The following is a 26,568-nucleotide window of genomic DNA, read 5'->3' as shown; positions in this document are numbered from 1 at the left end:
CGGATCAAGGCTTGAGCCAGTTGCCCTGGCTCTGGCCTTCGCAAAACGGCTTCAGGTACGCCGCGTCGGTGGCCACGCCGTAATAGTGAATATCCTGTCGGTAAGGCATATTGGCGACTTGGGCGTTGCTGCACACACCGAATGCGCCGCCGGGGCATTGGTCGACGTATTGCACGTCGACTTTCTGGCCTGCAAGGTTGGGCTGGCAGAACCCGTCGGCGAAGAGCTTTTCCGGGATGTTGCGGTTCTGCTGGCAGACTTTTACGTCGAGTCGCTCAGCCGTGCTATGTACTACGCAAGCCTGGGCCAGCGCCTCGCCGCAAACCAGCGCCAGAAGCAACGTCCAGCCAATCAACCGCATCCTTTACCTCCTCAGAAAACACCGACCATGTTGCAGAACATTCCCACGCACGTCATTGCCGGCCCCTTGGGCGCAGGCAAGACCAGTTTGATCAAGCATCTGTTGGCGCAGCGGCCGGCGAACGAGCGCTGGGCGGTGCTGATCAACGAGTTCGGCCAGATCGGCCTCGACGCTGCGTTGCTGACCCGGGACGCCGATGGTATCGCACTGGGTGAGGTGGCCGGGGGCTGTTTGTGTTGCGTCAATGGTGCGCCGTTTCAGATCGGCCTCGGACGTTTGCTGCGCAAGGCGCGGCCGGATCGGTTGTTTATCGAGCCGTCCGGGCTGGGCCATCCGGCGCAGTTGCTCAGGCAATTGCAAGAGGCGCCGTGGTTGGGTGTGCTGGCCGTTCAGCCCAGCGTGCTGGTGCTGGATGCCCAAGCGCTCGCCGCCGGCAAACCGCTGCCTGTGACGCAGCAGGAGGCGTTGGGCAGCGCCGGGCTGTTGCTGCTGAACAAGTCGGAAAACCTCGACACAGGCGATCGGCAGCGAATCGTTGCGCAGTTGCCGGCGCGGCGCGTGTACTGGACGCAACAGGCGCGGTTGCCATTGAGCGAGTTGCCCGGCCTGGAGGCGAAGGCTGTGGCGGGTGTGGATAACTTCATCCAACCCAAAGGAATGGCGCAGATGCCGACCGTCTGGACCGATCCCGAGGTGCCGATTTGCTTGAGTCAGGAGCAGGAGGGTGGCTGGAGCATTGGCTGGCGCTGGCATCCGAGCCAGACATTCGATTCCGCGCGCGTTGGCCGATGGCTTGAAAGCCTTACGTGGCGACGTGCCAAGCTGGTTATCCACAGCAGCGACGGCTGGGTTTCAGCGAATGCCCTGGATAACTCGACGCTGGATTGGCAGTCCAGCGAATGGCGTCGGGATTCACGGATCGAGCTGATCTTCAGCGAGCCGCAGGAGATTGATTCATTGCAGAGCGCACTGGCCGACTGCCGGTTGAATTAAGGACGCCATTTTGTGTGTTCTTGCCGCCACTGACTAAGCTCAATCACTTCAGCGCGTGGCTTCGCCACGTCGACCACCGGAGGCGTGTCGTCGAACGGCATCGGGTAGGGCGCCAGTTCGATCTGCGCGCTGTGGGCGCCGAACTGGGTGATGGTGCCGTTGTGGCGGGTTTCGCCAGTCACCGTGAACTCGAAGTTATACACGCGGGCCAAGCGTCGCCGCCCGTTGGCATCCTTGATGAAGGCGATTTTTTTCAGCGCCACGTTGCCGTCCAGCAACTCGATCCCGAGCTTTACGCAATGCAGCTTGACCCGCTCCAGCGCGCGCTCGCGCAAGCCATGGTTGTGCCACAGCCACGCGCCGCCAGTGGCGAGCAGCATCAGCACGAAGATATTTCCGAGGGTCAGCATCAACAGGGTGCTCCAACTAGATAGTGTCAGCTTAACTGCGTCGCCGGTCTGTCGTACAGGCTGCGTTTAGTCGCATACTGCGCGGCTTGAATTTCAATCGGTTTACGGAAAACTCACCGCATGAAACGTACGCCCCATCTGCTCGCCATTCAGTCCCACGTGGTGTTCGGCCACGCTGGCAACAGCGCCGCGGTTTTCCCGATGCAGCGGGTCGGGGTGAATGTCTGGCCGCTCAATACCGTGCAGTTCTCCAACCACACCCAATACGGGCAATGGGCGGGCGACGTGCTGGCACCGCAGCAGATTCCCGAATTGGTCGAGGGCATCGCAGCGATTGGCGAGCTGGGCAATTGTGATGCGGTGTTGTCCGGTTACCTCGGCAGTGCAGCCCAGGGCCGGGCGATCCTGACGGGCGTGGCGCGTATCAAGTCGATGAATCCCAAGGCACTGTATCTGTGCGACCCGGTGATGGGCCATCCAGAAAAGGGTTGCAGCGTACCGGCCGAAGTCAGCGATTTTCTGCTGGAAGAAGCGGCAGCCATGGCGGACTTCATGTGCCCGAACCAGCTGGAGCTGGACAGCTTCTCGGGCCGCAAGCCGCAGTCGCTGTTCGATTGCCTGGCCATGGCGAAAGCGTTGCTGGCGCGTGGTCCACAGGCGGTGCTGGTCAAGCATCTGGCCTATCCCGGTAAACCGGAGGATGTGTTCGAGATGTTGCTGGTGACAAGCGAAGGCAGCTGGCACCTGCGACGTCCAATGCTGGCGTTTCCGCGTCAGCCGGTGGGCGTTGGCGACCTGACATCCGGCCTGTTTCTGGCGCGTGTACTGCTGGGAGACAGCTTGGTGGCGGCGTTCGAATTTGCTGCGTCGGCGGTGCATGAAGTGCTGCTGGAGACCCAGGCGTGCGCCAGTTATGAGTTGGAGCTGGTGCGGGCGCAGGACCGGATTGCGCATCCGCGAGTGCGGTTTGAAGCCACCGCGATCAGCCTTTAAAAGCTTCGCGGGCAAGCCTCGCTCCTACAGTTTGTATGCGATCCCTGTAGGAGCGAGCGGTGCGGCGATCCGACTTGCCCGCGAATGCGATTTAACGGTCAAACGTATCAGGCGTCGCCCTTGATCTCCTGATACCGCTTTTCCAGCTCCTGACGAATCTGCCGACGCTGCTGGGCCTGCATGTAGCGGCGTTTGTCTTCGCTGTTCTGCGGTTGCAGCGGCGGTACGGCGGCGGGTTTGCGGTCGTCATCCACCGCGACCATGGTGAAGAAGCAGCTGTTGGTGTGGCGCACCGAGCGCTCGCGGATGTTTTCGGTCACCACCTTGATGCCGACCTCCATGGAGGTGTTGCCGGTGTAGTTGACCGACGCCAGGAAGGTCACCAGTTCGCCGACATGGATCGGCTCGCGAAAAATCACCTGATCCACCGACAGGGTCACCACGTAGCGGCCGGCATAGCGGCTGGCGCAGGCGTAGGCCACTTCGTCCAGGTACTTGAGCAAGGTGCCGCCGTGGACATTGCCAGAGAAGTTGGCCATGTCGGGAGTCATCAGTACCGTCATCGACAGCTGGGCGTTTCCGGGTTCCATAACGTTCTCACGGTTCAAGGCAGGTTTCGGAGGAGTGCACCTCTGCGGGTGCCTGTTCGGTTTTTTCAAACCACAGTTATCGGGACGCCGGGCGGGTGATCGCCGTCACGCCGGATCGATCTGTTTCCATATATTGCACCGCCTTTCTGACGGAAGTCGCGGTGTTAACCTCCGAAAGTCGACCTTAAGGAGCCCCACGCCATGCATGCCATCAGTTTTATTCAGGATCTGGCAGTGATCATGCTGGTCGCAGGCGTGGTGACCGTACTGTTTCACCGCCTCAAACAACCGGTCGTCCTCGGCTACATCGTCGCCGGGTTCATCATCGGCCCGCACACGCCACCCTTCGGGCTGATCCACGACGAAGAAACCATCAAGACCCTCGCCGAACTCGGGGTGATTTTCCTGATGTTCTGCCTCGGCCTGGAGTTCAGCCTGCGCAAACTGTTCAAGGTCGGCGCCACGGCGTTTATCGCGGCGTTCCTGGAAATCGTGCTGATGATCTGGATCGGCTACGAAATCGGCCGCTGGTTCGACTGGAACACCATGGACTCGCTGTTCCTCGGCGCGATCCTGGCCATCTCTTCGACCACCATCATCGTCAAGGCACTCAATGACCTGAAGATGAAAAACGAGCGTTTCGCGCAGCTGATTTTCGGCGTACTGATCGTCGAGGACATTCTCGGCATCGGCATCATTGCCTTGCTGTCGAGCATCGCGGTCAGTGGCACGGTCAGTTCCGGCGAAGTGTTTTCCACGGTCGGCAAGCTCTCGCTGTTCATGATCGTCGCGCTGGTAATCGGGATTCTGCTGGTGCCGCGCCTGCTGGCCTACGTGGCCAAATTCGAAAGCAACGAGATGCTGCTGATCACCGTGCTGGGCCTGTGTTTCGGCTTCTGCCTGTTGGTGGTCAAGCTGGAATACAGCATGGTGCTCGGCGCGTTCCTGATTGGCGCGATCATGGCCGAGTCGCGACAGTTGCTGAAGATCGAGCGCCTGATCGAGCCGGTTCGCGACCTGTTCAGTGCAATCTTTTTCGTCGCCATCGGGCTGATGCTCGACCCGATGATCCTGCTGCAATACGCCTGGCCAATCGCAGTCATCACCGTCGCTGTGGTGCTCGGCAAGATGTTGTCCTGTGGCCTCGGTGCCTTTATCGCCGGCAATGACGGACGCACCTCACTGCGCGTGGGGATGGGGCTTTCGCAGATTGGCGAATTTTCTTTCATCATCGCGGCACTGGGGATGACCCTGCAGGTCACCAGCAACTTCCTCTACCCGGTCGCCGTGGCGGTGTCGGTGATCACTACGCTGCTGACGCCGTATCTGATCCGCGCGGCTGATCCGCTGTCGATCAAACTGGCTGGCGTGATGCCGCAGCGGTTGGGCCGCGTATTGGGGATGTATGGCGAATGGCTGCGCAGCATCCAGCCTCAGGGCGAGGGCGCGCTACTGGCGTCGATGATCCGGAGGATTCTGTTGCAGGTGGGGGTCAATCTGGCGCTGGTGATTGCGATTTTCTTCTCGGGCGCTTTTTTTGCCGAGCGGATGTCGCCCTATTTGCAGGACTGGATCAGCGACCCAAGCTGGCAGAAGGCGTTGATCTGGGGAGGGGCATTGCTGTTGTCGCTGCCGTTCCTCATCGCCGCCTATCGCAAGCTCAAGGCGCTGTCGATGTTGTTGGCGGAGATGGGCGTGAAACCGGAGATGGCCGGCCGTCACACGCAGCGAGTGCGTCGGGTGATCGCCGAGGTGATCCCGATCCTTTCGCTGTTGGTGATCTTCCTGCTGTTGGCAGCCTTGTCGGCCAGTATTCTGCCGACCAACAAGTTGCTGGTGTTGATTGTCGTGGTCGCGGCCGCCGTGGCGGCGCTGCTCTGGCGCTGGTTCATCCGCGTGCACACGCGGATGCAGGTGGCCTTGCTGGAAACCCTGGACAATCACAAGGAATCTTCGGGGCATTGACCACGCGGCGCGTCAGACGGCTCAGCTTTCCAGCCAGACGTCTCGTGCCCAGTGCCACACCGATTCCCAGGTTTCTTCGGCGATCAGCTCTTCTTCGGCTTGCCACAGCACTACAGTGCCGTCTTCTTCGACGCAGTAGTAGTCGTCACCGTCCTGGCAGATCGGGATCAGGCTGCGATCGACACCGGCGTCCCAGGCGTTGGCGGCAACGTCCGGCAGGTAGGTGTGGGATTGCGGGTCGGTGACGGTCACCGGCTCCAGGCTGCCGTAGACCACGTCGCTGACGGTCAGCAAAAATTCTCTGAAAACAAATGGGATGTCGATGAACAGTTGTTCTTCGATTTCGACCAGCAGATCTTCGTCGGGCAGCTCCAAGGGGACCGGTACCGGTTCGTTGGCTTCACGCAGTTGTTCGATGATTTCTTCCACGTCCGGGATCCTCTTGCTTGTATGGCGCGGTTTAGTTGGGGCGGTTTATACAGTAGCTCGCTATAGATGCAACCGTGAAATAGAAAACCCCGGCCGAGGCCGGGGTTTTTGTTGCGACACATTTAACGCAGGTCGGTTCAGCCGTTCTGGCGGATACCGGCAACCAGCCAAGGCTGGTTTTCACCCTGTGGACGTTCCATGTTCCAGCTTTCGCTGAACACTTCGCCCTGGTCGAAACGCGAGGTTTTCGACACGCCGCTGAAGGTCAGGGTGGCGATGGTCTTGTCGGCGCGATCATCGACGCCATCCAGTTGAACATTGAGGTTATCAATGTAGGTGGACTGGAAACCCTCACCCAGATCGGCACGTTCGCGCTTGAGGAACTCAAGCAGCTGCGGGGTCACGAACTCGGCGATCTTGTCCATTTCGTTGGCGTCCCAGTGTTGCTGCAGGGACTGGAAGTGGTTGCGGGCCGCTTCAATGAAGTTCTTTTCATTGAACCAGGCTGGCGCGTTGATGACCGGACGAGCGGCAGCCGGAGCGGCCGAACCACCGAAGATCGAACCCATGGCGCTTGGTTTCTGCTCGAACACTTCACGCTGCATCGGGGCGCCAGCCGGAGCCAGGTGCTCCTGTTGCTTGCGACGACGAGCGGCGATGAAACGGAAGACCAGGAAGGCAATGACGGCCATGATCAGGATGTCGAAGATCTGCATGCCTTCGAAGCCGCCGCCCATGAACATGGAAGCCAGCAGGCCACCGGCCGCGATACCGGCCAGAGGGCCGAGCCAGCGCGAAGCACCGCCGGCCTTGGCGGCAGCGCCAGCGGCACCGGCCGCGCCCGCAGTGGCAGCAGCGCCACCTGCAGCAGAAGAAGGAGCCATTTGGCTGGTCTGGTGAGTCGGCGCAGCGCCGGAGCTCTTGCCGCCACCAAAGCGCTTGGCGTTGGCGTCGAGGCTCATCGTCAGGCCGATGCACAACGCCATGGCGATGCTAAGAAAACGTTTCATAAAGGGAATTCCCATTTGTGGATGGCACGCGCGCCATGTTGCACAGCTGAAGTGTTACTGGCTAGCGGCAGAGTGTTTCGGGCTTTTGCCTGACAGGTCGTGTTCAGCTTCAGTCAGGGCAATAAGGCCTGTTAACTTCGGTCCGTAGGACGAGTGGATAGGTTCTGTAGGAAGGGGCCTAGCGTCGTAGCGCAAGCATGACCACACCGGCCGTGATCAGGCCGATTCCGCCCCATTGGCGCAGGTCGAGTTTTTCACCCAGCAAGATCACGCCGAGCACCGCCACCAGCACCACACTGAGTTTGTCCACCGGAGCGACCAGCGAGGCCGGCCCCAGTTTCAATGCGCGGAAGTAGCAGATCCACGAGGCGCCGGTGGCCAGTCCCGACAGCAGCAGGAACAAGTAGCTCCTGGCCGAGATCGATCCTAATGACTGATATTGGCCCGTTGCGTACAAAATCAAGGCCAGGCTGACCAACACCACCACGGTGCGCAGCAACGTGGCGAAGTCGGAGTTGACGTTTTCGATGCCGATTTTGGCAAAGATCGCGGTCATGGCGGCAAAAGCTGCCGACATTCAGGGCCCAGAATGTCCAGGAAGAAAAGAAACCTGAGCCCATGGTTCGCGCCTTTATAAGATCAACCTGCCGAAGTGGATTAACCACAAACCCCTGTGGGAGCGAGCCCCCTCGCGATAGCCGCACCACGGTTTTCCGGATAAACCGCGGCGCCCTCAATCGCGAGCAGGCTCGCTCCTACAGAAAAGCCGATAACCCTTAGATCGCTTCCAGTTTGGCGTAGCCCAACATCAGCCACTTGCTGCCTTCGCTGAAGTTCACCTGCACCCGGGCCTGCGCGCCGGCACCTTCGAAGTTCAGGATCACGCCATCGCCAAACACCGAATGCCGTACGGTCTGACCGAGGCTGAACCCGGTGTCGGGAATCTCGCTGCCGCCAAACAGGCTGCTGGAACTCTGCTGCTGGCCGCCGCCAAACGGGCGGCTGACACTGTTGGACAGGCGCACTTCCTGAATCAGGCCTTTCGGCACTTCACGTACGAAACGCGAGACCTTGTTGTAGGTTTCGCTGCCATACAGGCGTCGGGTTTCAGCATAGGTCATCACCAGGTTCTGCATCGCCCGGGTAATGCCGACGTAGGCCAAACGACGTTCTTCCTCAAGACGACCCGGCTCTTCCAGGCTCATCTTGTGCGGGAACAGGCCTTCTTCCATGCCCACCAGGAACACGTAAGGGAATTCCAGGCCTTTGGCGCTGTGCAACGTCATCAGCTGAATGCTGTCTTCGTGCTCATCGGCCTGAGTATCGCCAGCCTCCAGCGACGCGTGACCGAGGAACGCCGCCAGTGGGGTCAGGTCTTCGTCTTCTTCAGCGTTTTCGAAGTTGCGTGCGGCGCTGACCAGTTCCTCAAGGTTTTCTACCCGAGCCTGGCCTTTTTCGCCTTTTTCCGCTTCGTGATAGGCAATCAGACCGGACTGCTCGATGACGGTCTGGGTCATCAGGTGCAGCGGCATTTCCATGCACTTGGCGGCGAGGTTCTCGATCAGCTCGATAAACGCGCCAAGCGCACCCGCTGCGCGACCGGTCAGGCCTTTATTGGCAACCAGCAAGCGCATGGCTTCCCACATCGACACATCACTGTGGCGCGCATGGTCGCGAATCGCTTCAACGGTTTTCTCGCCGATGCCGCGCGCCGGAACGTTGATCACCCGCTCCAGCGCTGCATCGTTGCCACGACCTTCCAGCAAACGCAGGTAAGCCATGGCGTTCTTGATTTCAGCCCGCTCGAAGAAGCGCTGACCGCCATAGATGCGGTACGGGATACGCTCGCGCAGCAAGGCTTCTTCCAAAACGCGGGATTGGGCGTTGGAGCGGTACAAAATCGCAATATCGCTGCGAGCCAAGCCGGTTTTCAGCGCGCTTTCGATGGTTTCCACCACGTAGCGTGCTTCATCGTGTTCGTTGAACGCCGCGTACAGATTGATCGCTTCGCCTTCGCCGCCGTCGGTCCACAGCTCCTTGCCCATGCGCCCGGTGTTGTTGGCGATCAGGGCGTTGGCTGCCTTGAGGATGCCGGCGGTGGAGCGGTAGTTCTGCTCCAGACGAATGGTCTCGGCGTCCGGGAAATCGTCGGAGTACTGATAGATGTTCTCGATTTTCGCGCCGCGCCAGCCGTAGATCGACTGATCGTCGTCGCCCACCACCATCAGGCTGTCGCCGCCCTTGGCCAACAGTCGCAGCCAGGCGTACTGCACGGCGTTGGTGTCCTGGAACTCGTCCACCAGGATGTGCCGGAAGCGCTTCTGATAGTGCGCCAGCAAACCCGGGTGATCGCGCCACAAGTCGAGGGCGCGCAGCAGCAATTCGGAGAAATCGATCACGCCAGCGCGCAGGCACGCGGCCTCGTAGGCCTCATAAATGCTGCGCATGGTGGCCAGGAACAGGTCGCCGCTGGCTTGAATGTGTTGCGGACGCAGACCTTCGTCTTTCTGCCCGTTGATGAACCACTGCGCCTGACGGGCTGGCCAGCGTTGCTCGTCCAGCCCCAATTCGCGAATAACGCGTTTGACCAGGCGTTGCTGGTCGTCGCTGTCGAGAATCTGGAAGGTCTGGCTCAGGCCGGCTTCCTGCCAGTGCGCCCGCAGCAAGCGGTGCGCCAGGCCGTGGAAAGTGCCGACCCACATGCCGGCCGGGTTAATACCCATCAACTGCTCGATGCGATGACGCATCTCGGCAGCGGCCTTGTTGGTGAAGGTCACCGACAGGATTGAGTGGGGCGAGGCGTTTTCGACCTGGATCAACCAGGCGATACGGTGCACCAGCACTCGGGTTTTACCGGAACCAGCACCGGCCAGGACCAACTGACGACCCACGGAGGCAGCTACGGCCTGGCGTTGGGCATCGTTGAGGGAGTTCAGCAGAAGGGAGAGATCATCGCGCATCGGGGCATTCTAGGGGGCGGCGCCACACCGGGCAAACCCCGCTTTGCTTTAGCCGATGAAAGATACGCGAAGGACGACCGGTCGGTCACTGGCTGCAGGCGTTGGTGGGGCTCGCTTCCAGCGTTTTCAGGGGGTAAAAGGGCTCCGGACTTTTGCAGAAATTATGATCTGGAGCAGTTTGGTAAGGGCATTGGCTTGTGTATGCTCCGTCCACGTTTCGGGCTCATGCTCATCATTATAAGAACAAGAACATTGCCTATGACCCTCAGCTCCGACCTGTCGGGCCCCACTGTGGAGCCCCGGGTTATCCGCAAACAGTACGCCATGGAAATGGCGGTCGAGCGCACGCGCCTGCTTTATCAAGGCTCGCTGCTGCCGACGCTGTTCATGCTGATCAATGGCCTGGTGTGTGCGGGATTGCTCTGGAGTCCGCAGCGCTACTTCCTGGTCAGCGTCTGGCTGGTGTGGCTGTTGTCGCTGGTGGCGCTGCGGGTGATTCAGGTCGCCGCTTTCGATTCGGCCATTCCCAATCGCCAGGCCCATCCGGTCTGGCGTCGCATGTTTTTGCTCGGTTCGGCCATGACCGGCCTGACCCTGGCCGGCGCCGGCATTGCCCTGGTGCCCGCCGACAATTTCATCCAGCAAGCCTGGGTGTTCGGCCTGATCGGCGCGGCAGCCCTCTCGGCCAGCGTCGCTTATGCCGTCAGCCTGCCAGCCTTCCTGTCCTTCACCTTGCCGTGCCTGTTACCGGCCATCGCCTACCTGTTCTGGGGCGGTGACGAGCAGGAGCAGGGCTGGGGCTGGTTCGGCCTGATTTTGCTGGGAGCGTTGAGCGTGGTCGCCTGGCAGGTCAATCGGCTGATTGATCGCGGGTTGTTGCGCCGCTTCCAGAATCAGGCATTGATCGAGCACTTGCAGCAGGCCCAGAGCCGCAGCGACCAGCTGAACCATGATCTTGCCAAAGAAATCGATCAGCGCCGTCGTGCCGAAGACGAGTTGCGAGAAATTCAGATTGGGCTGGAAAGCCGCGTCGCCCAGCGCAGCCTGGAGCTGGATGCTGCCAACCAGGCCCTGAGCAAAAGCGAGGCGCGCCTGGCGCTGGCGTTGAAGGCCAGTGAACTGGGGCTGTGGGACTGGAACCTGCAAACCGACGAAGTCCATCACACCCATATTCAGGAGTTGTTCGGCCTGGAGCCGGAATTCGTGACGGCCATGTTGCGTCACCTCAAGCCGCGCCTGCATCCCGAGGACTTGCCGTCGCTGAGGCGCGCACTGGTCGAGCACCTGAAGGGCCGCAGCGAGGACTATCAGATCGAATACCGCGTGCGCCATGGCGATGGTCATTGGGTCTGGATCGAGGACCGCGGTCGAGCGGTGGAGCGCAGTGACGGCGGTCGGGTGATCCGCATGGTCGGCACCCGCCGCGACATCAGTGCCAGCAAGATGCTGGAAGCCCAGCAGCAACTGGCGGCGACGGTGTTCGAGGCCGCCAGCGAAGGCATCATGATTTTCGATCCGAATTACGCACTTATTGCGGTAAACCAGGCGTTCAGCCGCTTAACGGGCTACGACATCGACGACATGCTCGGGCGCAACGTCGTGGAGCTGCCGTGCAGTCGCGATGCCCGTCGCCACTACGGGGCGATTCATCAGGCGCTGGAGCAACACGGCAGTTGGCAGGGCGAGCTGGTGGAAACGCGCAAGAACGGCGAGTTGTATCCGCAATGGCTGCAATTGAACGCCGTGCGCGATACGCGGGGAAATGTCAGCCATATCGTCGGCTTCTTCGCCGATCTCTCGGCGCGGCGCGAATCCGAAGAGCGCATGCGCTACCTGACTCACTACGATGAACTGACTGGCCTGGCCAACCGTTCGTTGTTCCGCGAAAGGTTGCGTGAAGCCCATCAGCGCGTGCGCCAGGGCGGGCGCAGTCTGGCGTTGTTGCACATCAATCTTGATCGCTTCAAGTTGCTCAACGACAGCCTTGGCCATGAAATCGCCGATCAGCTGTTGCAGAAAATGGCCCGGCGGCTGGTCAACGCACTGCCGGAAGCAGACACCATCGCCCGATTGTCCGGCGATGAGTTCGCCGTGCTGTTCGACGCTTACGGCAACCTTTCGAGCCTGGCGCGGGTGGCGACTCGCCTGTCGGCCAAGCTGCGTTTGCCGGTGACCGTCGAGGGGCATGAGCTGGTGGTCAGCGCGTCCATGGGCATCAGCATGCTGCCGGACAACGCACGGGAAATCTCCGCGCTGGTGAGTCAGTCGAACATGGCCATGCAACACGCCAAACACTTGGGCGGCAACAATTTCCAGTTCTACACCGACAGTCTGCAAGCCAGCACGCTTGAGCGCTTGCAGCTGGAAAACCAGCTGCGTAAAGCCATCGAAGAAAAACAACTGAAAGTGTTTTACCAACCCAAGCTTTGCCTCGCCACAGGCCGGCTGAATGCCGCCGAGGCATTGGTGCGCTGGGATCACCCGACCATGGGCCGCGTGCCGCCGTCGGACTTCATCGGCCTGGCCGAGGAAACCGGGCTGATCGGCCCGATCGGCGAGTTCGTGTTGCGACAGGCGTGCTGGCAAGCCTGCGAATGGCAGCGTCAGGGGCTGGAACCGATTCGGGTATCGGTCAATTTGTCGGTGCATCAATTGCGCCAGGGCAAGCTGGTCAGTCTGGTGCGTCAGGTATTGGAAGAAACCGGGCTGGCGCCGCACTACCTCGAACTGGAGCTTACCGAAAGCCAGTTGCTGGACAGCGTTGAGCACATCATCGCGACGTTCCAGCAGCTGCGTGATCTTGGGGTGAAGCTGGCCATCGACGATTTCGGCACCGGCTATTCGTCCCTGAGCTACCTCAAGCGCATCCCGGTGGATTACGTGAAGATCGATCAGGCATTCATTCGCGGCCTGGGGGAGGGGAGCGTGGATGCGGCGATCACCCGGGCGATCATTGCGATGGCCCACGGGTTGTCGTTGAAGGTGGTGGCTGAAGGCGTGGAGCGGTCGGAGCAGCTCGAGTTTTTGCAGGCTGAGCGCTGCGATGAAGTGCAGGGGTATTTGATCAGTCGCCCGATAGAAGCGGGTGGGTTGGCGGACCTTCTGCGAGCGCAATCCGCCTACTGAAGGTGTGTCGCACAATCACACCTTCCCGCCACTAAAATGACGGGAAGGTGTTTATAGGCTTAGTTTGTAATCAGAACTTTATCGATGTGGTGAATTTTTTCACCTTTATAAAAGATGCTCACGCCGGAAACATTAGAGTCCCCCAGTGCTTTATATTCGACAACTTTGTCTGTTTCAACTTGCAGCGAAATTTCGTTGGAGTTTTCAAGAATCAACTCCAGTCGCAGATCAAAGGATTTATCCTGAAGATCGGTCATTACCAGCTTGGGGGTAATGCCTGTGTGTGCAACGGTTACGGTGCCGAAAGCGCGGAAAGAAGCTGCGCCAGGCATACGGTCAATTTGTGCGGTCCAGTCTTTGGTTTTAATGCTCATAGTGTGTAACTCCTTTAATTAAGTTTGATTGCTTCCTGCACGATCAAGGTAACTAGGTGAAGTTGTTTTTGGAAGAGGGTTGTTATTTGCATTTGTAAGTTTGAGTGTTTTGTTTTTTGCACTTGTAGCAACTAAGACCCTGCTGCTTTGAGTGAGTCGATCAGGGAGGGTTGTTAGCCTAAGGGTGTGCTTCGGTTGCGCTGCGGCTCTGATAATGAGTGCTACATGAAGCGCGCACGCCTGAAAACGAGGGATTCGGTTGCGCATTGAGCAGGCAAAAAGCCAATTCATGTAGTATAACTACAAGCTTGCTACATCCCCGGCGCCTGCCAATAACAAAGAGTCCAGCCCCTTGAATCTGCTGCAACACATCGCCCAGTCACGCCACCTGTTACGCAAGTCGGAGCTCAAGGTCGCCGACCACGTGCTGCTTGACCCGGCGGCGGTGATGCACAGCTCCATGGCCGACCTGGCCCACAGCGTGGGCATCAGCGAGCCGACCATCGTGCGGTTCTGCCGCGCCATCGGTTGTTCCGGGTTTCAGGATCTGAAACTGAAACTGGCGCAAAGCCTGGCGGCCGGTGCGAGCTTCGGCCAGTTCGCGATCCATGAAGACGATTCGGTCGCCGACTACAGCCTGAAGATTTTCGACACCACACTGCACACCCTGATGGAGGTTCGCGAGAAGCTCGACCCGGTGGAGTTGCAGCGAGCGGTATCGCTGATGTCCCAGGCCCAGCGTGTCGAGTTTTATGGCTTTGGCGCATCAGGCGCGGTGGCGGCGGATGCCCAGCACAAATTCTTCCGTTTGCTGCTGACGGCAGCCGCGTATTCCGACCCGCACATGCAGGCGATGTCGGCGGTCACCTTGAAGCCGACTGACGTGGCGATCTGCATTTCCCAGTCCGGGCGTTCCAAGGATCTGTTGATTACCGCGAATCTGGTGCGTGAAAGCGGTGCCTCGCTTATCACCTTGTGTCCGAGCCAGACACCGTTGGCCGAGCTGTCGACCGTCAACTTGGCCATCGACGTGCACGAAGACACCGAAATCTATACACCGCTGACCTCGCGCATCGCTCATTTGGTGGTGATCGACGTGTTGGCGATGGGCGTGGCCATGGCGCGCGGGCCGAGCCTGGTCAACCACCTCAAGAGCGTCAAGCGCAGCCTGCGCAGTTTGCGGTTGTCGCCCAAGTCGGTGAAAGCCCTGGACGACTGATTCGTCTTGGGGGCGTCTTCGCGGGCAAGCCTCGCTCCTACAGACAGCGCATACCCGTAGGAGCGAGGCTTGCCCGCGAAGGCGTCCTCAAACATGACAACTTTCATCTGCCTGTAACGCACAAGCCGCCAAACCGTCATCCCTCGCGCCCATCCTGTAACTCCCGTAATCGCCTTGGGAGACTCGAAATGGCCCAGCCCTACGAAGAACGCAACAGCGCCGTCAAAACCCGTCGTCAGCAAGAAGACCAGCGCCGCATGGAATTCCGCCGCGCTATCGAAGATCGCTGCGAACGCCGCCAGTTGCTGGCCGAGATCGGTGATTTTCCCGAGCTGGAACTCAACTACTGGCAGGCAGCTCCCGCAACTTCCCGTCGAAACGCTCAACCAGGGCGCTGATCTGCACCCGTTCGCTGCGGATAAACGCAAGGAATGCGTGGGCCACCGGCGACAGCCGTTTGGCCTTGGCCTGCACCAGGCACCAGCTGCGAAACAGTGGCAGTTCTTCGACCGGTAACTCGATCAGTCCGCCGGTCGCCAACTCCAGGTTCAGGGCGTGGCGCGTCAACAGCGCGACGCCCAGACCCGCCAGCACACATTCACGCTGGGCTTCGGCCGATGCGACCTCTTGGGTCTGGTTGAAATGCACGCGCTTCTCTTTGAAATACTCTTCGCACGCCAGTCGCGTACCCGAGCCGGGCTCGCGCAATAGCAGCGTGTAGGGTTCGAGGTCCTGCAAGCGCAACGGTCCCATATGGCACAGCGGATGATCCGGCGGCGCCACGGCCACGATCGGATTGTTGAGGAACGGCAGGAACTCCAGCCCCATGTCCTGCGGCACCATGGACATGATCACCAGGTCGTCGCGGTTGTCGGAGAGACGGCGGATCACTTGCCCACGGTTGACCACTGTCAGTTGCAGGTTCACTTCCGGATGCTGGCGCTTGAACGCGGCAAACAGGTGCGGCACGAAATACTTGGCGCTGGATTCCACCGCCAGCTTCAGTTGCCCCTGCAGTGATCCCTGCATGTCCGACAGTTGCATGTCGAGGTTTTCCAGGCGCCCGAAAATATCCCGGCTGGCCCGCTGAAGCGCTTCAGCCGCTTCGGTCATGTAGAGTTTTTTGCCGACGTAATCGAACAAAGGCTGACCAATCAGCTCCTCAAGTTGACGAATCTGCAGGCTCACGGCAGGTTGTGTGAGCGACATTTCGTCCGCCGCACGGCTGTAAGACCGTAAATCACAGACCTCATTGAAGATCTGCAATTGACGCAATGTCATACGCATCAATGACTTACGCATTATCTGAAAGCTCCTGCCGCAGGCTGATGCATCAACTATAAGTCTTTACTTATGCCTGACCCAATAATTAATCATTTTTGTTAATCCCTTGCGGGGGCTAGTGTGGGCCTGCGACTGAATTGAAACATTTGGTCACGCGTCGACCTGGTCTAGCAGGTCGTGGGTACCACCGGCTCAAGGGAAACTCCAAGTGATAACAAAGATCCTGATCGCCAACCGTGGTGAGATTGCCGTACGAATCGTGCGAGCCTGCGCCGAGATGGGCATTCGCTCGGTTGCGATCTATTCCGACGCCGACCGCCATGCCTTGCATGTGAAGCGTGCGGATGAAGCCCACAGCATCGGTGCCGAGCCACTGGCCGGTTACCTGAATGCGCGCAAGCTGGTGAATCTGGCGGTAGAAACCGGTTGTGATGCGTTGCATCCCGGCTACGGTTTCCTCTCGGAAAACGCTGAGCTGGCAGATATCTGCGCAGAACGCGGCATCAAGTTCATCGGTCCATCGGCTGAAGTGATTCGCCGCATGGGCGACAAGACTGAAGCCCGTCGCAGCATGATCAAGGCTGGCGTGCCCGTCACCCCGGGTACCGAGGGCAACGTCGCGGACATCGCCGAAGCCTTGGTCGAAGGCGACCGCATCGGATATCCGGTGATGCTCAAGGCGACTTCTGGTGGTGGTGGCCGTGGTATCCGTCGCTGCGACAGCCGAGAAGAACTTGAACAAGCATTCCCTCGGGTCATTTCCGAAGCCACCAAGGCCTTTGGTTCGGCGGAAGTGTTCCTGGAAAAATGCATCGTCAACCCGAAACACATCGAAGCGCAGATCCTCGGCGACAGCTTTGGCAATGTGGTGCACCTGTTCGAGCGTGACTGCTCGATCCAGCGCCGCAACCAGAAGCTCATCGAAATCGCTCCGAGCCCGCAACTGACCCCGGAACAGCGCGCCTACATCGGCGACCTGTCGGTGCGCGCAGCCAAGGCAGTGGGTTACGAGAACGCCGGCACCGTGGAGTTCCTGCTCGCCGAGGGCGAGGTGTACTTCATGGAGATGAACACCCGGGTGCAGGTGGAACACACCATCACCGAAGAAATCACCGGCATCGACATCGTGCGTGAGCAGATCCGCATCGCGTCCGGCCTGCCGCTTTCGGTGAAACAGGAAGACATCCAGCACCGCGGTTTCGCGCTGCAATTCCGGATCAACGCCGAAGACCCGAAAAACAACTTCCTGCCGAGCTTCGGCAAGATCACCCGTTACTACGCACCCGGCGGTCCTGGCGTGCGTACCGATACGGCGATCTACACCGGCTACACCATTCCGCCGTTCTACGACTCCATGTGTCTGAAACTGGTGGTGTGGGCGCTGACCTGGGAAGAGGCGATGGACCGTGGCTTGCGCGCCCTCGACGACATGCGTCTGCAAGGGGTCAAGACCACCGCCGCGTACTACCAGGAAATCCTGCGTAACCCGGAATTCCGTAGCGGCCAGTTCAATACCAGCTTCGTTGAAAGCCACCCTGAACTGACCAATTACTCGATCAAGCGCAAACCCGAAGAGCTGGCCCTGGCCATCGCCGCCGCCATCGCCGCCCACGCAGGCCTGTGAGGAATAGAACAATGAGCAAGCAAATCCACGTTACCGACACAATCCTGCGCGACGCCCACCAATCGCTGCTCGCCACCCGCATGCGCACCGAAGACATGCTGCCGATCTGCGACAAGCTCGACAAAGTCGGCTACTGGTCGCTGGAGTGCTGGGGCGGCGCGACGTTCGACGCCTGCGTACGCTTCCTCAAAGAAGACCCGTGGGAGCGTCTGCGCCAATTGCGCGCGGCGTTGCCTAACACCCGTTTGCAAATGCTGCTGCGTGGCCAGAACCTGCTGGGCTACCGTCATTACAGCGACGACGTGGTCAAGGCCTTCGTCGCCAAGGCGGCGGTCAACGGCATCGACGTGTTCCGTATCTTCGACGCCATGAACGACGTGCGTAACCTGCGCGTGGCCATCGAAGCGGTGAAAGCCGCCGGCAAACACGCCCAGGGCACCATCGCCTACACCACCAGCCCGGTGCACACCATCGAGGCATTCGTGAACCAGGCCAAGCAAATGGAAGCCATGGGTTGCGATTCGGTGGCAATCAAGGACATGGCCGGCCTGCTGACCCCATATGCCACAGGCGAACTGGTCAAGGCACTGAAAGCCGAGCAGTCGCTGCCAGTGTTCATTCACTCGCACGACACCGCTGGCCTGGCTGCGATGTGCCAGATGAAGGCCATCGAAAACGGTGCCGACCACATCGACACCGCGATCTCCAGCTTCGCCTGGGGCACCAGCCACCCTGGCACCGAGTCGATGGTCGCCGCCCTTAAAGGCAGCGAATTCGACACTGGCCTGAACCTGGAATTGCTGCAAGAGATCGGCCTGTACTTCTACGCCGTGCGCAAGAAGTACCACCAGTTCGAAAGCGAATTCACCGCCGTCGACACCCGCGTGCAAGTCAACCAGGTACCCGGCGGCATGATCTCCAACCTGGCCAACCAGCTCAAAGAGCAGGGCGCGCTGAACCGCATGAGCGAAGTGCTGGCCGAAATCCCGCGCGTTCGTGAAGACCTCGGTTTCCCGCCGCTGGTAACCCCGACCTCGCAGATCGTTGGCACCCAGGCGTTCTTCAACGTGCTGGCTGGTGAGCGCTACAAAACCATCACCAACGAAGTGAAGCTCTACCTGCAAGGCGGCTACGGCAAGGCGCCAGGCACCGTAAACGAAAAACTGCGCCGCCAGGCCATCGGCAGCGAAGAAGTGATCGACGTTCGTCCGGCTGACCTGCTCAAGCCGGAAATGACCAAGCTGCGTGCCGAGATCGGCGCCGTGGCCAAGTCTGAAGAAGACGTGCTGACCTACGCGATGTTCCCGGACATCGGCCGCAAATTCCTCGAGGAACGCGCTGCCGGCACCCTCACTCCAGAAGTGCTGTTGCCGATTCCGGAAGCGGGCGGCGTAGCCTCTGCCGGCGGCGAAGGTGTGCCGACCGAGTTCGTCATCGACGTCCACGGCGAAACCTACCGCGTCGACATCACCGGTGTCGGCGTCAAGGCTGAAGGCAAGCGTCACTTCTACCTGTCCATCGACGGCATGCCGGAAGAAGTGGTGTTCGAACCACTCAACGAATTCGTCAGCGGCGGCAGCAGCAAGCGCAAACAAGCCACGGCACCGGGCCACGTCAGCACCACCATGCCGGGCAACATCGTCGACGTGCTGGTCAAGGAAGGCGACGTTGTGAAAGCCGGCCAGGCCGTGCTGATCACCGAAGCGATGAAGATGGAAACCGAAGTGCAGGCAGCCATCGCCGGCAAAGTCACCGCCATCCACGTGGCCAAGGGCGACCGGGTCAACCCGGGTGAAATCCTGATCGAGATCGAAGGCTGAGTTAACAGCCTCGATACAACGCTTTAAACCTCGGGGGGCATGTGCTCCCCTTTTTTTTCGCCCGGGATTTATGGGGATTAGAAGGTCATTCGCCATTGACCCGTGACACCATGATTTCGGCTGTCGGTGCCGATCTCTCCGGTGACGCCAACGCCCAGCGTATGCCGCGCCGAAAGAGACAGGTCGATCCCGGCATTGAGCATCACGCTGTTACGATCCAGCGACGCACCTTCCACGGTGAAACGCCTGCCTCCGGTCGCCAGTTTTTGCCGGGTGTGGCTTAAGACCTCTCCGTAGGTGTGTTTCCAGCCAGCGCTCAGATGTGGGGTCAACTTGATTCCGTTGTTCAGCGTGTTGAGCTTCGCCACGCGCAGGCCGAAGGTACTGTTGACGTTGTTCTGCGTTTGTCCCAAGACTTTCAGGGTCGCGTCCCCACCTTTTTCCGTATAGCCGTCGCGTTGATAGCGTTGATAGCCGAGGCTGGCGAACGGCTCGATGGTATAGACGTCGCGACCCACGTTGTAACCCACTTCCGCAAAGGCTTGCTGCGTATTGGCGTCGTACTGACCTTTGGGGTTGTCGCTGAATCCGTTGAAGGCTACTCGACGTTTGGTGCTGCCATCGTGGCTGCTATGGGAGAGCCCCATACGAAGCGACATCGGTCCATTCTGGCGCAGTGCATAGACCCCCAAATGCCAGCTATCGAGGCGACCATCGAGTGTGCGGCTATCCAGGCGAGTGTCGGATTTGCCGCCGATCACACCCAGGCGCCATTCCTCATCAACTCTCCAATCAGCGCCCATTACCAGACCCTTGGTGGAATGTTGCAGAGCGTCAAAATCACGATCCACTTTTCCACCGTGCCCCAGTGCTTGCAGCCAGACTCTGCCTTCGTTTTCGCTACCGGCAGCCAGGCGAGGTGAGCTGCTTCGCCTGCCGGGTTTGCTATAGGCGTTATCCAACTGACGCATGGCCGAAAGCATGCTGGCGCTCACCGGAGCGTCGCTGTTCAGCGTTGTCTTGGCCAGATTGGCGGTGCTGTAACCAGAGAGTTGATCGAGGGCATTGGCCGCAGTATCCACGGTCGAACCGAGCAGGGCAGTAATGGCGGCATTTGCCGAGGCGGCAGGCTCCACAACACTCAGGGCAAAGTTTTCACTGTTGTCGTCGAGGGCGAAGTCATCCAGTGGCACTTCATTGCGAGCGTATTGCAGCATCACCTCGGTTTCGGACTGGAATAGTTTTGGAGTCAGGTACGCCAGATTACTGGTGACACGATCGAATTCACCGCCCACTTTGCTGGCTCGGAGCAGGGTGTATACGTTGCTGGTTGAATAGCTGCCCGGCAGTGCAGCGACATTCAGAGAGGCGTTCCAAAGGTCCGCAACACCGTCGACCACAAGGGTTGGCATTTGACCGGCAGCGGTTACTGCGTACGACAGTGTGGCGTTTCGCGTAAGGATCAGGTCTCCTTTGACGTGTGGCGCCCCCAGCGCCTCAGTGACCATTAACGTGCCCCCTACGAACAAGTCGCGAACTTCACCGTGCCCACCGTAGGTGCCACCCTCGAGAACGTCGACATCACCCGCGATACTGCCCATGTTGAACAGCTTCGCACCGTTCAACACTTCTGCTCCTACATCAAAGTCACCTTTGCCGGTCAAGGACCAGGCACCTCGGGCAACTCGCAATCCAAGGAAGTTACGGGTCTGGCCGAGTACGCCGCCTTCGGAAGAGTCCAGGAGTATGCCGTTCACCCCGTCGCCGCCCTGTATTTCCCCTGAAAAGCTGGCGCCCTTGTTGATTATCAACAGGTCATTTGCGTCCCCTAGCGCCAGTGAGACGCCGTCGATGCTTGCGTATCGCCCTGAAGCAGTAGTGCGCTTGGTTGTGTCGGCTTTTGCAAAGTCCTCGAACGTGAGCGGGACGTCGTCGTTTACCGGTTCGGAAGGTGTGTCAGGTGTCTCTTGGACCTGATCATGCTGTTCCATCGCAGGGACCAATTTCCCGGTCGCTAACAGGTCATTGGTGACCGGTTCGGCGGCGATGCGCTCTGCGACTTTTTCGGGCAGGTTTGGTAAGCGTGAATCGTTGGGAGTTTCGGGAAACTCATAGAGGTCTGCGTAAAGATCCACAGGTTCTGGAGCCGGTGGTGCGGATACCACCGGAATGGACGATTCTATCGGCTCAGGCGCAGCGGCGTTGGCGGCATGCGACATAGGGCCAATGAAGTTTTTGATCGCCAGAAGGTCATCTCTTTTAGGCCAAGGCGTTGCACGAGCCTTCTTGGCGGGGGCTTCGATGACGGTATCGAGCTCTGCTTGCTGAGCCGTGGACAACTCGATGCTGCCGAGTGTGAGGGCGACCGCCAACGCGATTCGGTGCGGGCGATGAGGGTAAGGCTTGGGCATTGAGTACGACCTCGTTTTTCAGAAGGTCGAACTTTAGGAGGCAGGCCCTGGCCTTGAATGCCGGGCGTTTCCGGCATTTTTGCAGGGTCTTGGACATTCGGTTGTAGCTAAAATTTAGCCCTGAAGTCTAATCGCGCAGTGGCCTTCATGAGCGAGCGTTTTTGCCTACAGCATTTCAGGACTGGTCTGTTTGTTACTGCCTGGAAACTCGTCTACCCACAGCTCATCGCGTTGAGCCAAAGGCTGTGACGCCCTCGATGTATTGCTCTGGAGATACTTGTAGGAGCCGACTTGCCGGCGATGGCGTCCTTGAGATCGCCATCGCCAGCAAGCCAGCTCCTACAAGGGTTGCGCAGGTTCGAAAGCTGCAATCCTTTCCTAGCTTCGACTCAAATACGCCTTCCCATAATGCCGCTCCATCCGCGCCTGAATCAGCTCCAGCCCAATCGACATCACCCAGTAAATCACCGCCGCCGTCGTCAGCATCTCGATGTAGCGATAGCTCGAGCGCCCATACGACTGCGCCAGAAACATCACCTCCCAAACACCCATCACCGAGATCAGTGACGAGTCTTTGAGCATCGAGATGAATTGATTGGTGGTCGGCGGGATGATGGTGCGCATGGCTTGCGGCAGGGTGACGCGCCAGAAGATCACGGTTTCGCGCATGCCCAGTGCCAGCGAGGCTTCACGCTGGCCGTGGGGGACGCCGAGGATGCCGGCGCGGAAAATTTCGCTGAGGTAGGCGCCGTAGTTCAGCGACAGGGCGATGATGCCGGCGACGACGGCGCCCGGCACGATGCCGAGTTGCGGCAGGCCGAGGTAGATCAGCAGGATCTGGATCAGCAGCGGAGTGCCGCGAAAGAACGAAGCGTAGAAACTTGCTATGCCGAAGGCCACGGCGCTTTTCGACAGCCGTGCGAGGGCGGTGATGAAGCCCAGCAGCGACGACGCGACGATTGAGCACAGGCACAAAAACAGGGTCAGCGCTGCGCCTTGCAGAAAGCCGTTCGGCGCCAGGTGCAGGCCGATCAGGTTGGGCAGTTTGTCGAGGATGATCGAGAACTTCAGGTCGAAGCTCAGGAAGAAACTGGCGAACAGACCCAGCATTGCCGCCCAGGTCAGGTACAACCGCGTGCGAAAACCGAAGATCCGTTGCAGCCGGGACTCAGCCACTGGTTGTGGCGGCTGAGGTGGGTTGGGAAAGGAAGTCATTTGCTGATGTCGGCGCCGATCCATTTTTGCGAGAGTTTGCTCAGGGTGCCGTCCTGTTTCAGTTGCGCGAAGACGTCACGCACCTTGGCGTCCCACTGAGCATCGCCTTTTTCGATGGCCACCGAGTTCGGCTCCGAGTACAGCGGTTCGCCGGCAAGCTTGAAGCGTTTGTCTTCGGTCAGGCGTGGCTGCGCGGTGACCAGGTTGGTGAGGACCGCATCCAGTCGCACGCCAGCGCCCAGCCCCAGGTCCTGGAACGCCACGTTGTCGGTGTCGTACGGGGCGATCTGCACGTTTTCAAACGGGTACTGCAACTGCGTGTCTTCGGCGCCTTCGATCACCAGGTTTTTGTTCAGGTAGCTTTCGTAGCTGGAAGCACTGGTGAGGCCGACTTTCTTGCCGCTCAGGTCCTTGGCGCTGTGGATGCTGTCGTCCTTGGCGTTGACCACGATCACCGCCGGCGAGGCGTAGTACTCGACCGGGAAATCAAAGACTTCGGCGCGGGCCTTGCTCGGAGTCATGGAGCAGATGCAAATGTCGTAGCGCCCGCTCCAGCGGCCAGCGGCGATCACGTCCCAGGACGGTGTTTCGAGGCGCAGTTTGACCCCGAGTTTATTGGCCACGGCTTTGGCCACATCAACGTCGAAGCCGTCGAGCTGGTTCTGGTCATTGAGGAACGAGAAGGGCGGATAGCTTTCCATCAGCACGCCGACCAGTTCTTTCTTTTGCTCGATGCGGTCCAGCGTGGCGCCGCCGAAGGCTTGGGTGGAGGCAGCCAGAATCGTCAGGCCCAGGGCCAGTAGTGGTTGAAGTTTCACAGTCGAGCCCTAAAAAAAATGGTTGTTATTAACCGGATGGTGCGTATTAAATAGTTATAAGAACGACTCTGATAGTGAGTTATTTTCATAAGCATATGAGTGAAAAGCATATGAGCGCAGCAAGCACAGTGATTCTGGATGGCGGCATGGGTCGTGAGTTGCAGCGCCGCGGTGCGCCGTTCAGACAGCCGGAATGGTCGGCGCTGGCCTTGAGCGAAGCGCCGCAGGCCGTCGAGGCGGTGCATGCGGCTTATATCGAAAGCGGCGCGAACGTGATCACCAGCAACAGCTACGCGGTGGTGCCTTTTCACATTGGTGAGGAACGTTTTGCGGCTGAGGGTCGAGCCCTCGCGGCGCTGGCCGGGGAGTTGGCCAGGCGTGCGGTGGACGCTGCGGGCAAACCGGTGCGTGTGGCGGGTTCATTGCCGCCTTTGTTCGGTTCCTATCGGCCGGATTTGTTCGACGCGACTCGGGTGACGGAATTGCTCGCGCCGCTGGTCGAGGGGCTGGCCCCGCATGTCGACCTGTGGCTGGCCGAAACCCAAAGCTCCATCGTGGAAGCGCGAGCGATTCACGCCGGTCTGCCGAAGGACGGCAAGCCGTTCTGGCTGTCGTTTACCCTGAAGGATGAGGACACGGACGAAGTCCCGCGCTTGCGTTCCGGCGAACCTGTGGCCGAAGCCGCTGCGGTGGCTGCGCAGCTGGGCGTCGAGACGTTGCTGTTCAACTGCAGCCAGCCGGAAGTGATCGGTGCGGCGATTGATGCGGCGCGGGCAACGTTCGAGCGTCTGGGGGTGAAGATTCACATCGGCGCGTACGCCAATGCCTTCCCGCCGCAACCGAAAGAGGCGACAGCCAATGATGGTCTGGACCCGTTGCGCGACGATCTGGACCCGCCGGGCTACCTGCATTGGGCGGCGGACTGGAAAGAGCGCGGTGCCAGCCATTTGGGTGGGTGCTGCGGGATTGGGCCGGAGCATATTGCGGTGTTGGCCCAGAAATTGGCGTGATGCCATTCGCGGGCAAGCCTCGCTCCTACAGGTTTGTTGGAGCGTTCAAATTTGCGCAAAACCTGTAGGAGCGAGGCTTGCCCGCGAAGGCGTCCGTCGGGGCGCCGCTTATTTACCCGCGACACTCAGCCAGAGTTTTCACCTGCCCCGACCCCGTCTGATTCTCATCACTCAACCACCGCTCAAACCCCGCCCCAACCACCGGCCATTCCGAATCCAGAATCGAATACCAGGCCGTATCCCGGTTCTGTCCCTTCACCACCATGTGCTGGCGGAACACCCCTTCAAAACTGAACCCCAACCGCTCCGCCGCGTACTTGGAACGCGCGTTGCCGTTGTTGCATTTCCACTCCAGACGCCGATAGCCCAGCGCGAACGACTCTTTGGCCAGCAGATACACAGCCTCGGTACTTTTCGGCGAACGCTGCATCGGTGCACCGAAGGTGACGTGGCCGATTTCAATACGGCCCTGAGACGGAACGATCGACATCAAGCTGAGAATGCCTTGCACATCGCCGCTGGCACGGTCGATCACGCTGAAGAAATACGGGTCGCTGTTGGCCGCGTGATTGTTCAGCCAGTCGTTGAAAACGCTGCGCTCCGGGAAAGGACCGTAAGGCAAATAATCCCAGAGTTTCGGGTCGGCGCCCGGGCCTTGCAGGGCTTTGAACAAACCGTCGCCATGGCGCGCCGGGTCGAGTTTTTCCAGGCGGATGAAGCGCCCTTCGATGGTTTGCACCGTTGGCGCCGGGACGCCTTTCCAGTCTGCGAGTGAAGTCGTCATGTCGTTCTCCTTGAACCTTAAAGGGCTTTGCGGTACTGGATGAAACCAGGGCGCTCGGCGATGCGCTCGTAGAGCTGGATCGCGGTGGCGTTGGTTTCGTGGGTCAACCAGTGGACCTTGCAGCAGCCGTCCGCTTTGGCGGTCGCGTAGACAAATTCGATCAGCTTGCGGCCGACGCCGGTGCCGCGGGTTTCGGGTATTACCAGCAGGTCTTGCAGGTAGCAGGAGTTTTCGATGCTCCAGTTCGACCGATGGTAGATGAAGTTCACCATGCCGACCGCTTTGCCGTCACTCCACGCCAATGCCGAATGAGTCGGTTCATTCGAGTCGAGCAGGCGTTGCCATGTGCTGTCCGTGACCGTCTCAGGCAGTTCGGTGTTGTAGAAGCGCAGGTAGGCTTGCCACAACGGCAGCCACGCAGCGTGATCAGCAGCGGTGACCTGGCGGATTTCAATCTGACTCATGTTCAATCCTTAGCGCATCAAGTGGGCGAGGGCCTGGTCGTGCACGTCGGGGCTGGCGGCGAGCCCCTCGCGCACACCGGCGATGTCTGCGGTGCTGCGGTTCTGGCTGAGTTTGCGTTTGCCTTCCAGGCGCTGGATCGGCAGGGCAAACCCGACGATGGCCTTGAGCATGCCGTCGATGTAGTCGGCGGGTGCATCGGCAACCTTCCATGGTTGGTCGCGACCGGCTTCATGGCGATCGGTCAACGCACTGACCAGGTTAAGCAGGCGGTCGGCGTCGGTGAAAACCTCTGCGGTGCCGTAAGCGTGTACGGCGACGTAGTTCCAGGTCGGTACGACTTTGCCGTGCTCGGCTTTGCTCGGATAAAAGCCCGGGCTGATGTACGCGTCGGCACCGGCGAAAATGACCAGCGCTTCGGCACCGTTTTGCAGTGCCTTCCAGTGCGGGTTGGCCCGGGCGAAATGACCGTACAGGGTGCCATTCGGACCTTGGTCAGGGCTGAACAGCAACGGCAGGTGACTGGCTTGCAAGCCTTGCTCGTCGTGGGTAATCACCACGGCAAGACGCGTGTCGAGTATCTGCTGCTGCAGTTCATGCAAATCTTTGATGGCAAAGCCGCTGGGGTTGTACATGGAAAAATTCCTTGGCGAATGCATCCATCCTAGGCAGGCTATTGGTCTGTTGTAAGAGCCATTAACGACCAATTT

The 26,568-nt window shown here is 59.7% G+C and carries 23 protein-coding genes and 1 pseudogene; 9 read left to right on the top strand and 15 right to left on the bottom strand.

Annotation, left to right across the window (positions count from 1 at the left end; translation table 11 throughout):
- Positions 1–4 precede the first annotated feature (4 nt).
- Positions 5–361, bottom strand: coding sequence for a hypothetical protein (locus K5R88_RS20890; RefSeq protein WP_008027465.1), 357 nt, complete (start codon positions 359–361; stop codon positions 5–7).
- 27 nt (positions 362–388) lie between these two features.
- Between K5R88_RS20890 and K5R88_RS20885 the strand changes: the two genes are divergently transcribed.
- Positions 389–1,354 (top strand): CobW family GTP-binding protein, encoded by a 966-nt coding sequence (locus tag K5R88_RS20885; protein ID WP_226298283.1) that lies wholly within the window; start codon positions 389–391, stop codon positions 1,352–1,354.
- Here the strand turns inward: K5R88_RS20885 and K5R88_RS20880 are convergent.
- Positions 1,351–1,764 carry a DUF3301 domain-containing protein gene (locus K5R88_RS20880; protein WP_008027461.1) on the bottom strand — a complete coding sequence of 138 codons (414 nt, stop codon included), beginning with the start codon at positions 1,762–1,764 and terminating at the stop codon, positions 1,351–1,353. The genes K5R88_RS20885 and K5R88_RS20880 overlap by 4 nt on opposite strands.
- Before the next feature lie 120 nt (positions 1,765–1,884).
- Between K5R88_RS20880 and pdxY the strand changes: the two genes are divergently transcribed.
- Positions 1,885–2,757 (top strand): pyridoxal kinase PdxY, encoded by an 873-nt coding sequence (gene pdxY / locus K5R88_RS20875; protein ID WP_008041336.1) that lies wholly within the window; start codon positions 1,885–1,887, stop codon positions 2,755–2,757.
- Between the two features lie 107 nt (positions 2,758–2,864).
- Here the strand turns inward: pdxY and K5R88_RS20870 are convergent, their stop codons facing one another.
- Complete coding sequence (locus K5R88_RS20870; protein ID WP_008027457.1) at positions 2,865–3,347, bottom strand: acyl-CoA thioesterase; 483 nt, start codon at positions 3,345–3,347, stop codon at positions 2,865–2,867.
- Between the two features lie 201 nt (positions 3,348–3,548).
- Here K5R88_RS20870 and K5R88_RS20865 point away from each other — a divergent pair, with 201 nt between their 5' ends.
- Positions 3,549–5,312: a cation:proton antiporter gene (locus tag K5R88_RS20865; protein ID WP_008027455.1), complete on the top strand. Its 1,764-nt coding sequence runs from the start codon at positions 3,549–3,551 to the stop codon at positions 5,310–5,312.
- Between the two features lie 21 nt (positions 5,313–5,333).
- On the opposite strand, the gene K5R88_RS20860 is transcribed toward K5R88_RS20865, so the two are convergent.
- From K5R88_RS20860 to uvrD, 4 genes and pseudogenes are all read right to left on the bottom strand, one after another.
- On the bottom strand, positions 5,334–5,741 hold the full coding sequence (locus K5R88_RS20860; protein ID WP_003187120.1) for an SMI1/KNR4 family protein: 408 nt from the start codon (positions 5,739–5,741) through the stop codon (positions 5,334–5,336).
- 137 nt (positions 5,742–5,878) lie between these two features.
- Positions 5,879–6,751 (bottom strand): Tim44 domain-containing protein, encoded by an 873-nt coding sequence (locus K5R88_RS20855; protein WP_192229995.1) that lies wholly within the window; start codon positions 6,749–6,751, stop codon positions 5,879–5,881.
- 178 nt (positions 6,752–6,929) lie between these two features.
- Positions 6,930–7,371 (bottom strand): annotated as a pseudogene (locus tag K5R88_RS20850) (EamA family transporter).
- A gap of 156 nt (positions 7,372–7,527) precedes the next feature.
- Positions 7,528–9,711 carry a DNA helicase II gene (gene uvrD, locus K5R88_RS20845; RefSeq protein ID WP_008027451.1) on the bottom strand — a complete coding sequence of 728 codons (2,184 nt, stop codon included), beginning with the start codon at positions 9,709–9,711 and terminating at the stop codon, positions 7,528–7,530.
- A gap of 258 nt (positions 9,712–9,969) precedes the next feature.
- Here uvrD and K5R88_RS20840 point away from each other — a divergent pair, with 258 nt between their 5' ends.
- Positions 9,970–12,837, top strand: coding sequence for an EAL domain-containing protein (locus tag K5R88_RS20840; RefSeq protein ID WP_008038172.1), 2,868 nt, complete (start codon positions 9,970–9,972; stop codon positions 12,835–12,837).
- Positions 12,838–12,896: 59 nt separating this feature from the next.
- On the opposite strand, the gene K5R88_RS20835 is transcribed toward K5R88_RS20840, so the two are convergent.
- Entirely contained in the window at positions 12,897–13,211 is a 315-nt protein-coding gene (locus K5R88_RS20835) for a hypothetical protein (RefSeq protein WP_008038170.1), read from the bottom strand.
- Positions 13,212–13,563: 352 nt separating this feature from the next.
- Between K5R88_RS20835 and hexR the strand changes: the two genes are divergently transcribed.
- Together hexR and K5R88_RS20825 are read left to right on the top strand one after the other, a co-directional pair.
- Positions 13,564–14,430, top strand: a complete 867-nt coding sequence (gene hexR, locus K5R88_RS20830) for a transcriptional regulator HexR (protein ID WP_008027445.1) — start codon at positions 13,564–13,566, stop codon at positions 14,428–14,430.
- Between the two features lie 188 nt (positions 14,431–14,618).
- Positions 14,619–14,828, top strand: a complete 210-nt coding sequence (locus tag K5R88_RS20825; protein WP_008030742.1) for a PA3496 family putative envelope integrity protein — start codon at positions 14,619–14,621, stop codon at positions 14,826–14,828.
- Here K5R88_RS20825 and K5R88_RS20820 read toward each other — a convergent pair.
- A complete protein-coding gene (locus K5R88_RS20820; RefSeq protein ID WP_008038154.1) occupies positions 14,770–15,732 on the bottom strand; it encodes a LysR family transcriptional regulator in 963 nt (320 codons plus the stop codon). The genes K5R88_RS20825 and K5R88_RS20820 overlap by 59 nt on opposite strands.
- Before the next feature lie 190 nt (positions 15,733–15,922).
- Between K5R88_RS20820 and K5R88_RS20815 the strand changes: the two genes are divergently transcribed.
- Positions 15,923–17,338: an acetyl-CoA carboxylase biotin carboxylase subunit gene (locus K5R88_RS20815; RefSeq protein ID WP_008030739.1), complete on the top strand. Its 1,416-nt coding sequence runs from the start codon at positions 15,923–15,925 to the stop codon at positions 17,336–17,338.
- Between the two features lie 11 nt (positions 17,339–17,349).
- Complete coding sequence (oadA, locus tag K5R88_RS20810; RefSeq protein WP_008038148.1) at positions 17,350–19,158, top strand: sodium-extruding oxaloacetate decarboxylase subunit alpha; 1,809 nt, start codon at positions 17,350–17,352, stop codon at positions 19,156–19,158.
- A 77-nt stretch (positions 19,159–19,235) separates the two neighbouring features.
- Here the strand turns inward: oadA and K5R88_RS20805 are convergent, their stop codons facing one another.
- The 3 genes from K5R88_RS20805 to K5R88_RS20795 form a co-directional block, all read right to left on the bottom strand.
- Positions 19,236–21,569 carry an autotransporter outer membrane beta-barrel domain-containing protein gene (locus K5R88_RS20805; protein ID WP_226298282.1) on the bottom strand — a complete coding sequence of 778 codons (2,334 nt, stop codon included), beginning with the start codon at positions 21,567–21,569 and terminating at the stop codon, positions 19,236–19,238.
- Positions 21,570–21,947: 378 nt separating this feature from the next.
- Positions 21,948–22,784 carry an amino acid ABC transporter permease gene (locus K5R88_RS20800; RefSeq protein ID WP_008030736.1) on the bottom strand — a complete coding sequence of 279 codons (837 nt, stop codon included), beginning with the start codon at positions 22,782–22,784 and terminating at the stop codon, positions 21,948–21,950.
- Positions 22,781–23,602: an ABC transporter substrate-binding protein gene (locus K5R88_RS20795; RefSeq protein WP_008038142.1), complete on the bottom strand. Its 822-nt coding sequence runs from the start codon at positions 23,600–23,602 to the stop codon at positions 22,781–22,783. The genes K5R88_RS20800 and K5R88_RS20795 overlap by 4 nt, the downstream gene beginning before the upstream one ends.
- A 110-nt stretch (positions 23,603–23,712) precedes the next feature.
- Between K5R88_RS20795 and K5R88_RS20790 the strand changes: the two genes are divergently transcribed.
- Complete coding sequence (locus K5R88_RS20790; protein WP_226298281.1) at positions 23,713–24,612, top strand: homocysteine S-methyltransferase family protein; 900 nt, start codon at positions 23,713–23,715, stop codon at positions 24,610–24,612.
- A 112-nt stretch (positions 24,613–24,724) separates the two neighbouring features.
- Here K5R88_RS20790 and K5R88_RS20785 read toward each other — a convergent pair whose 3' ends face one another.
- From K5R88_RS20785 to K5R88_RS20775, 3 genes are read right to left on the bottom strand one after another with little or no spacing between them, the layout of a single operon-like run.
- A complete protein-coding gene (locus K5R88_RS20785; RefSeq protein ID WP_008030727.1) occupies positions 24,725–25,396 on the bottom strand; it encodes a GNAT family N-acetyltransferase in 672 nt (223 codons plus the stop codon).
- A gap of 17 nt (positions 25,397–25,413) precedes the next feature.
- Entirely contained in the window at positions 25,414–25,860 is a 447-nt protein-coding gene (locus tag K5R88_RS20780; protein WP_226298280.1) for a GNAT family N-acetyltransferase, read from the bottom strand.
- Between the two features lie 9 nt (positions 25,861–25,869).
- The gene (locus tag K5R88_RS20775; protein ID WP_226298279.1) at positions 25,870–26,493 is read right to left on the bottom strand and encodes an FMN-binding negative transcriptional regulator; all 624 of its coding nucleotides are present in this window, start codon (positions 26,491–26,493) and stop codon (positions 25,870–25,872) included.
- Positions 26,494–26,568: the final 75 nt, after the last annotated feature.

It is taken from the genome of Pseudomonas sp. MM213, from assembly GCF_020423045.1.
Taxonomy (GTDB): domain Bacteria; phylum Pseudomonadota; class Gammaproteobacteria; order Pseudomonadales; family Pseudomonadaceae; genus Aquipseudomonas; species Aquipseudomonas migulae.
The sequence above is the reverse complement of the archived record's forward strand: the minus strand, read 5'-3'. Positions and strand labels throughout refer to the sequence as shown.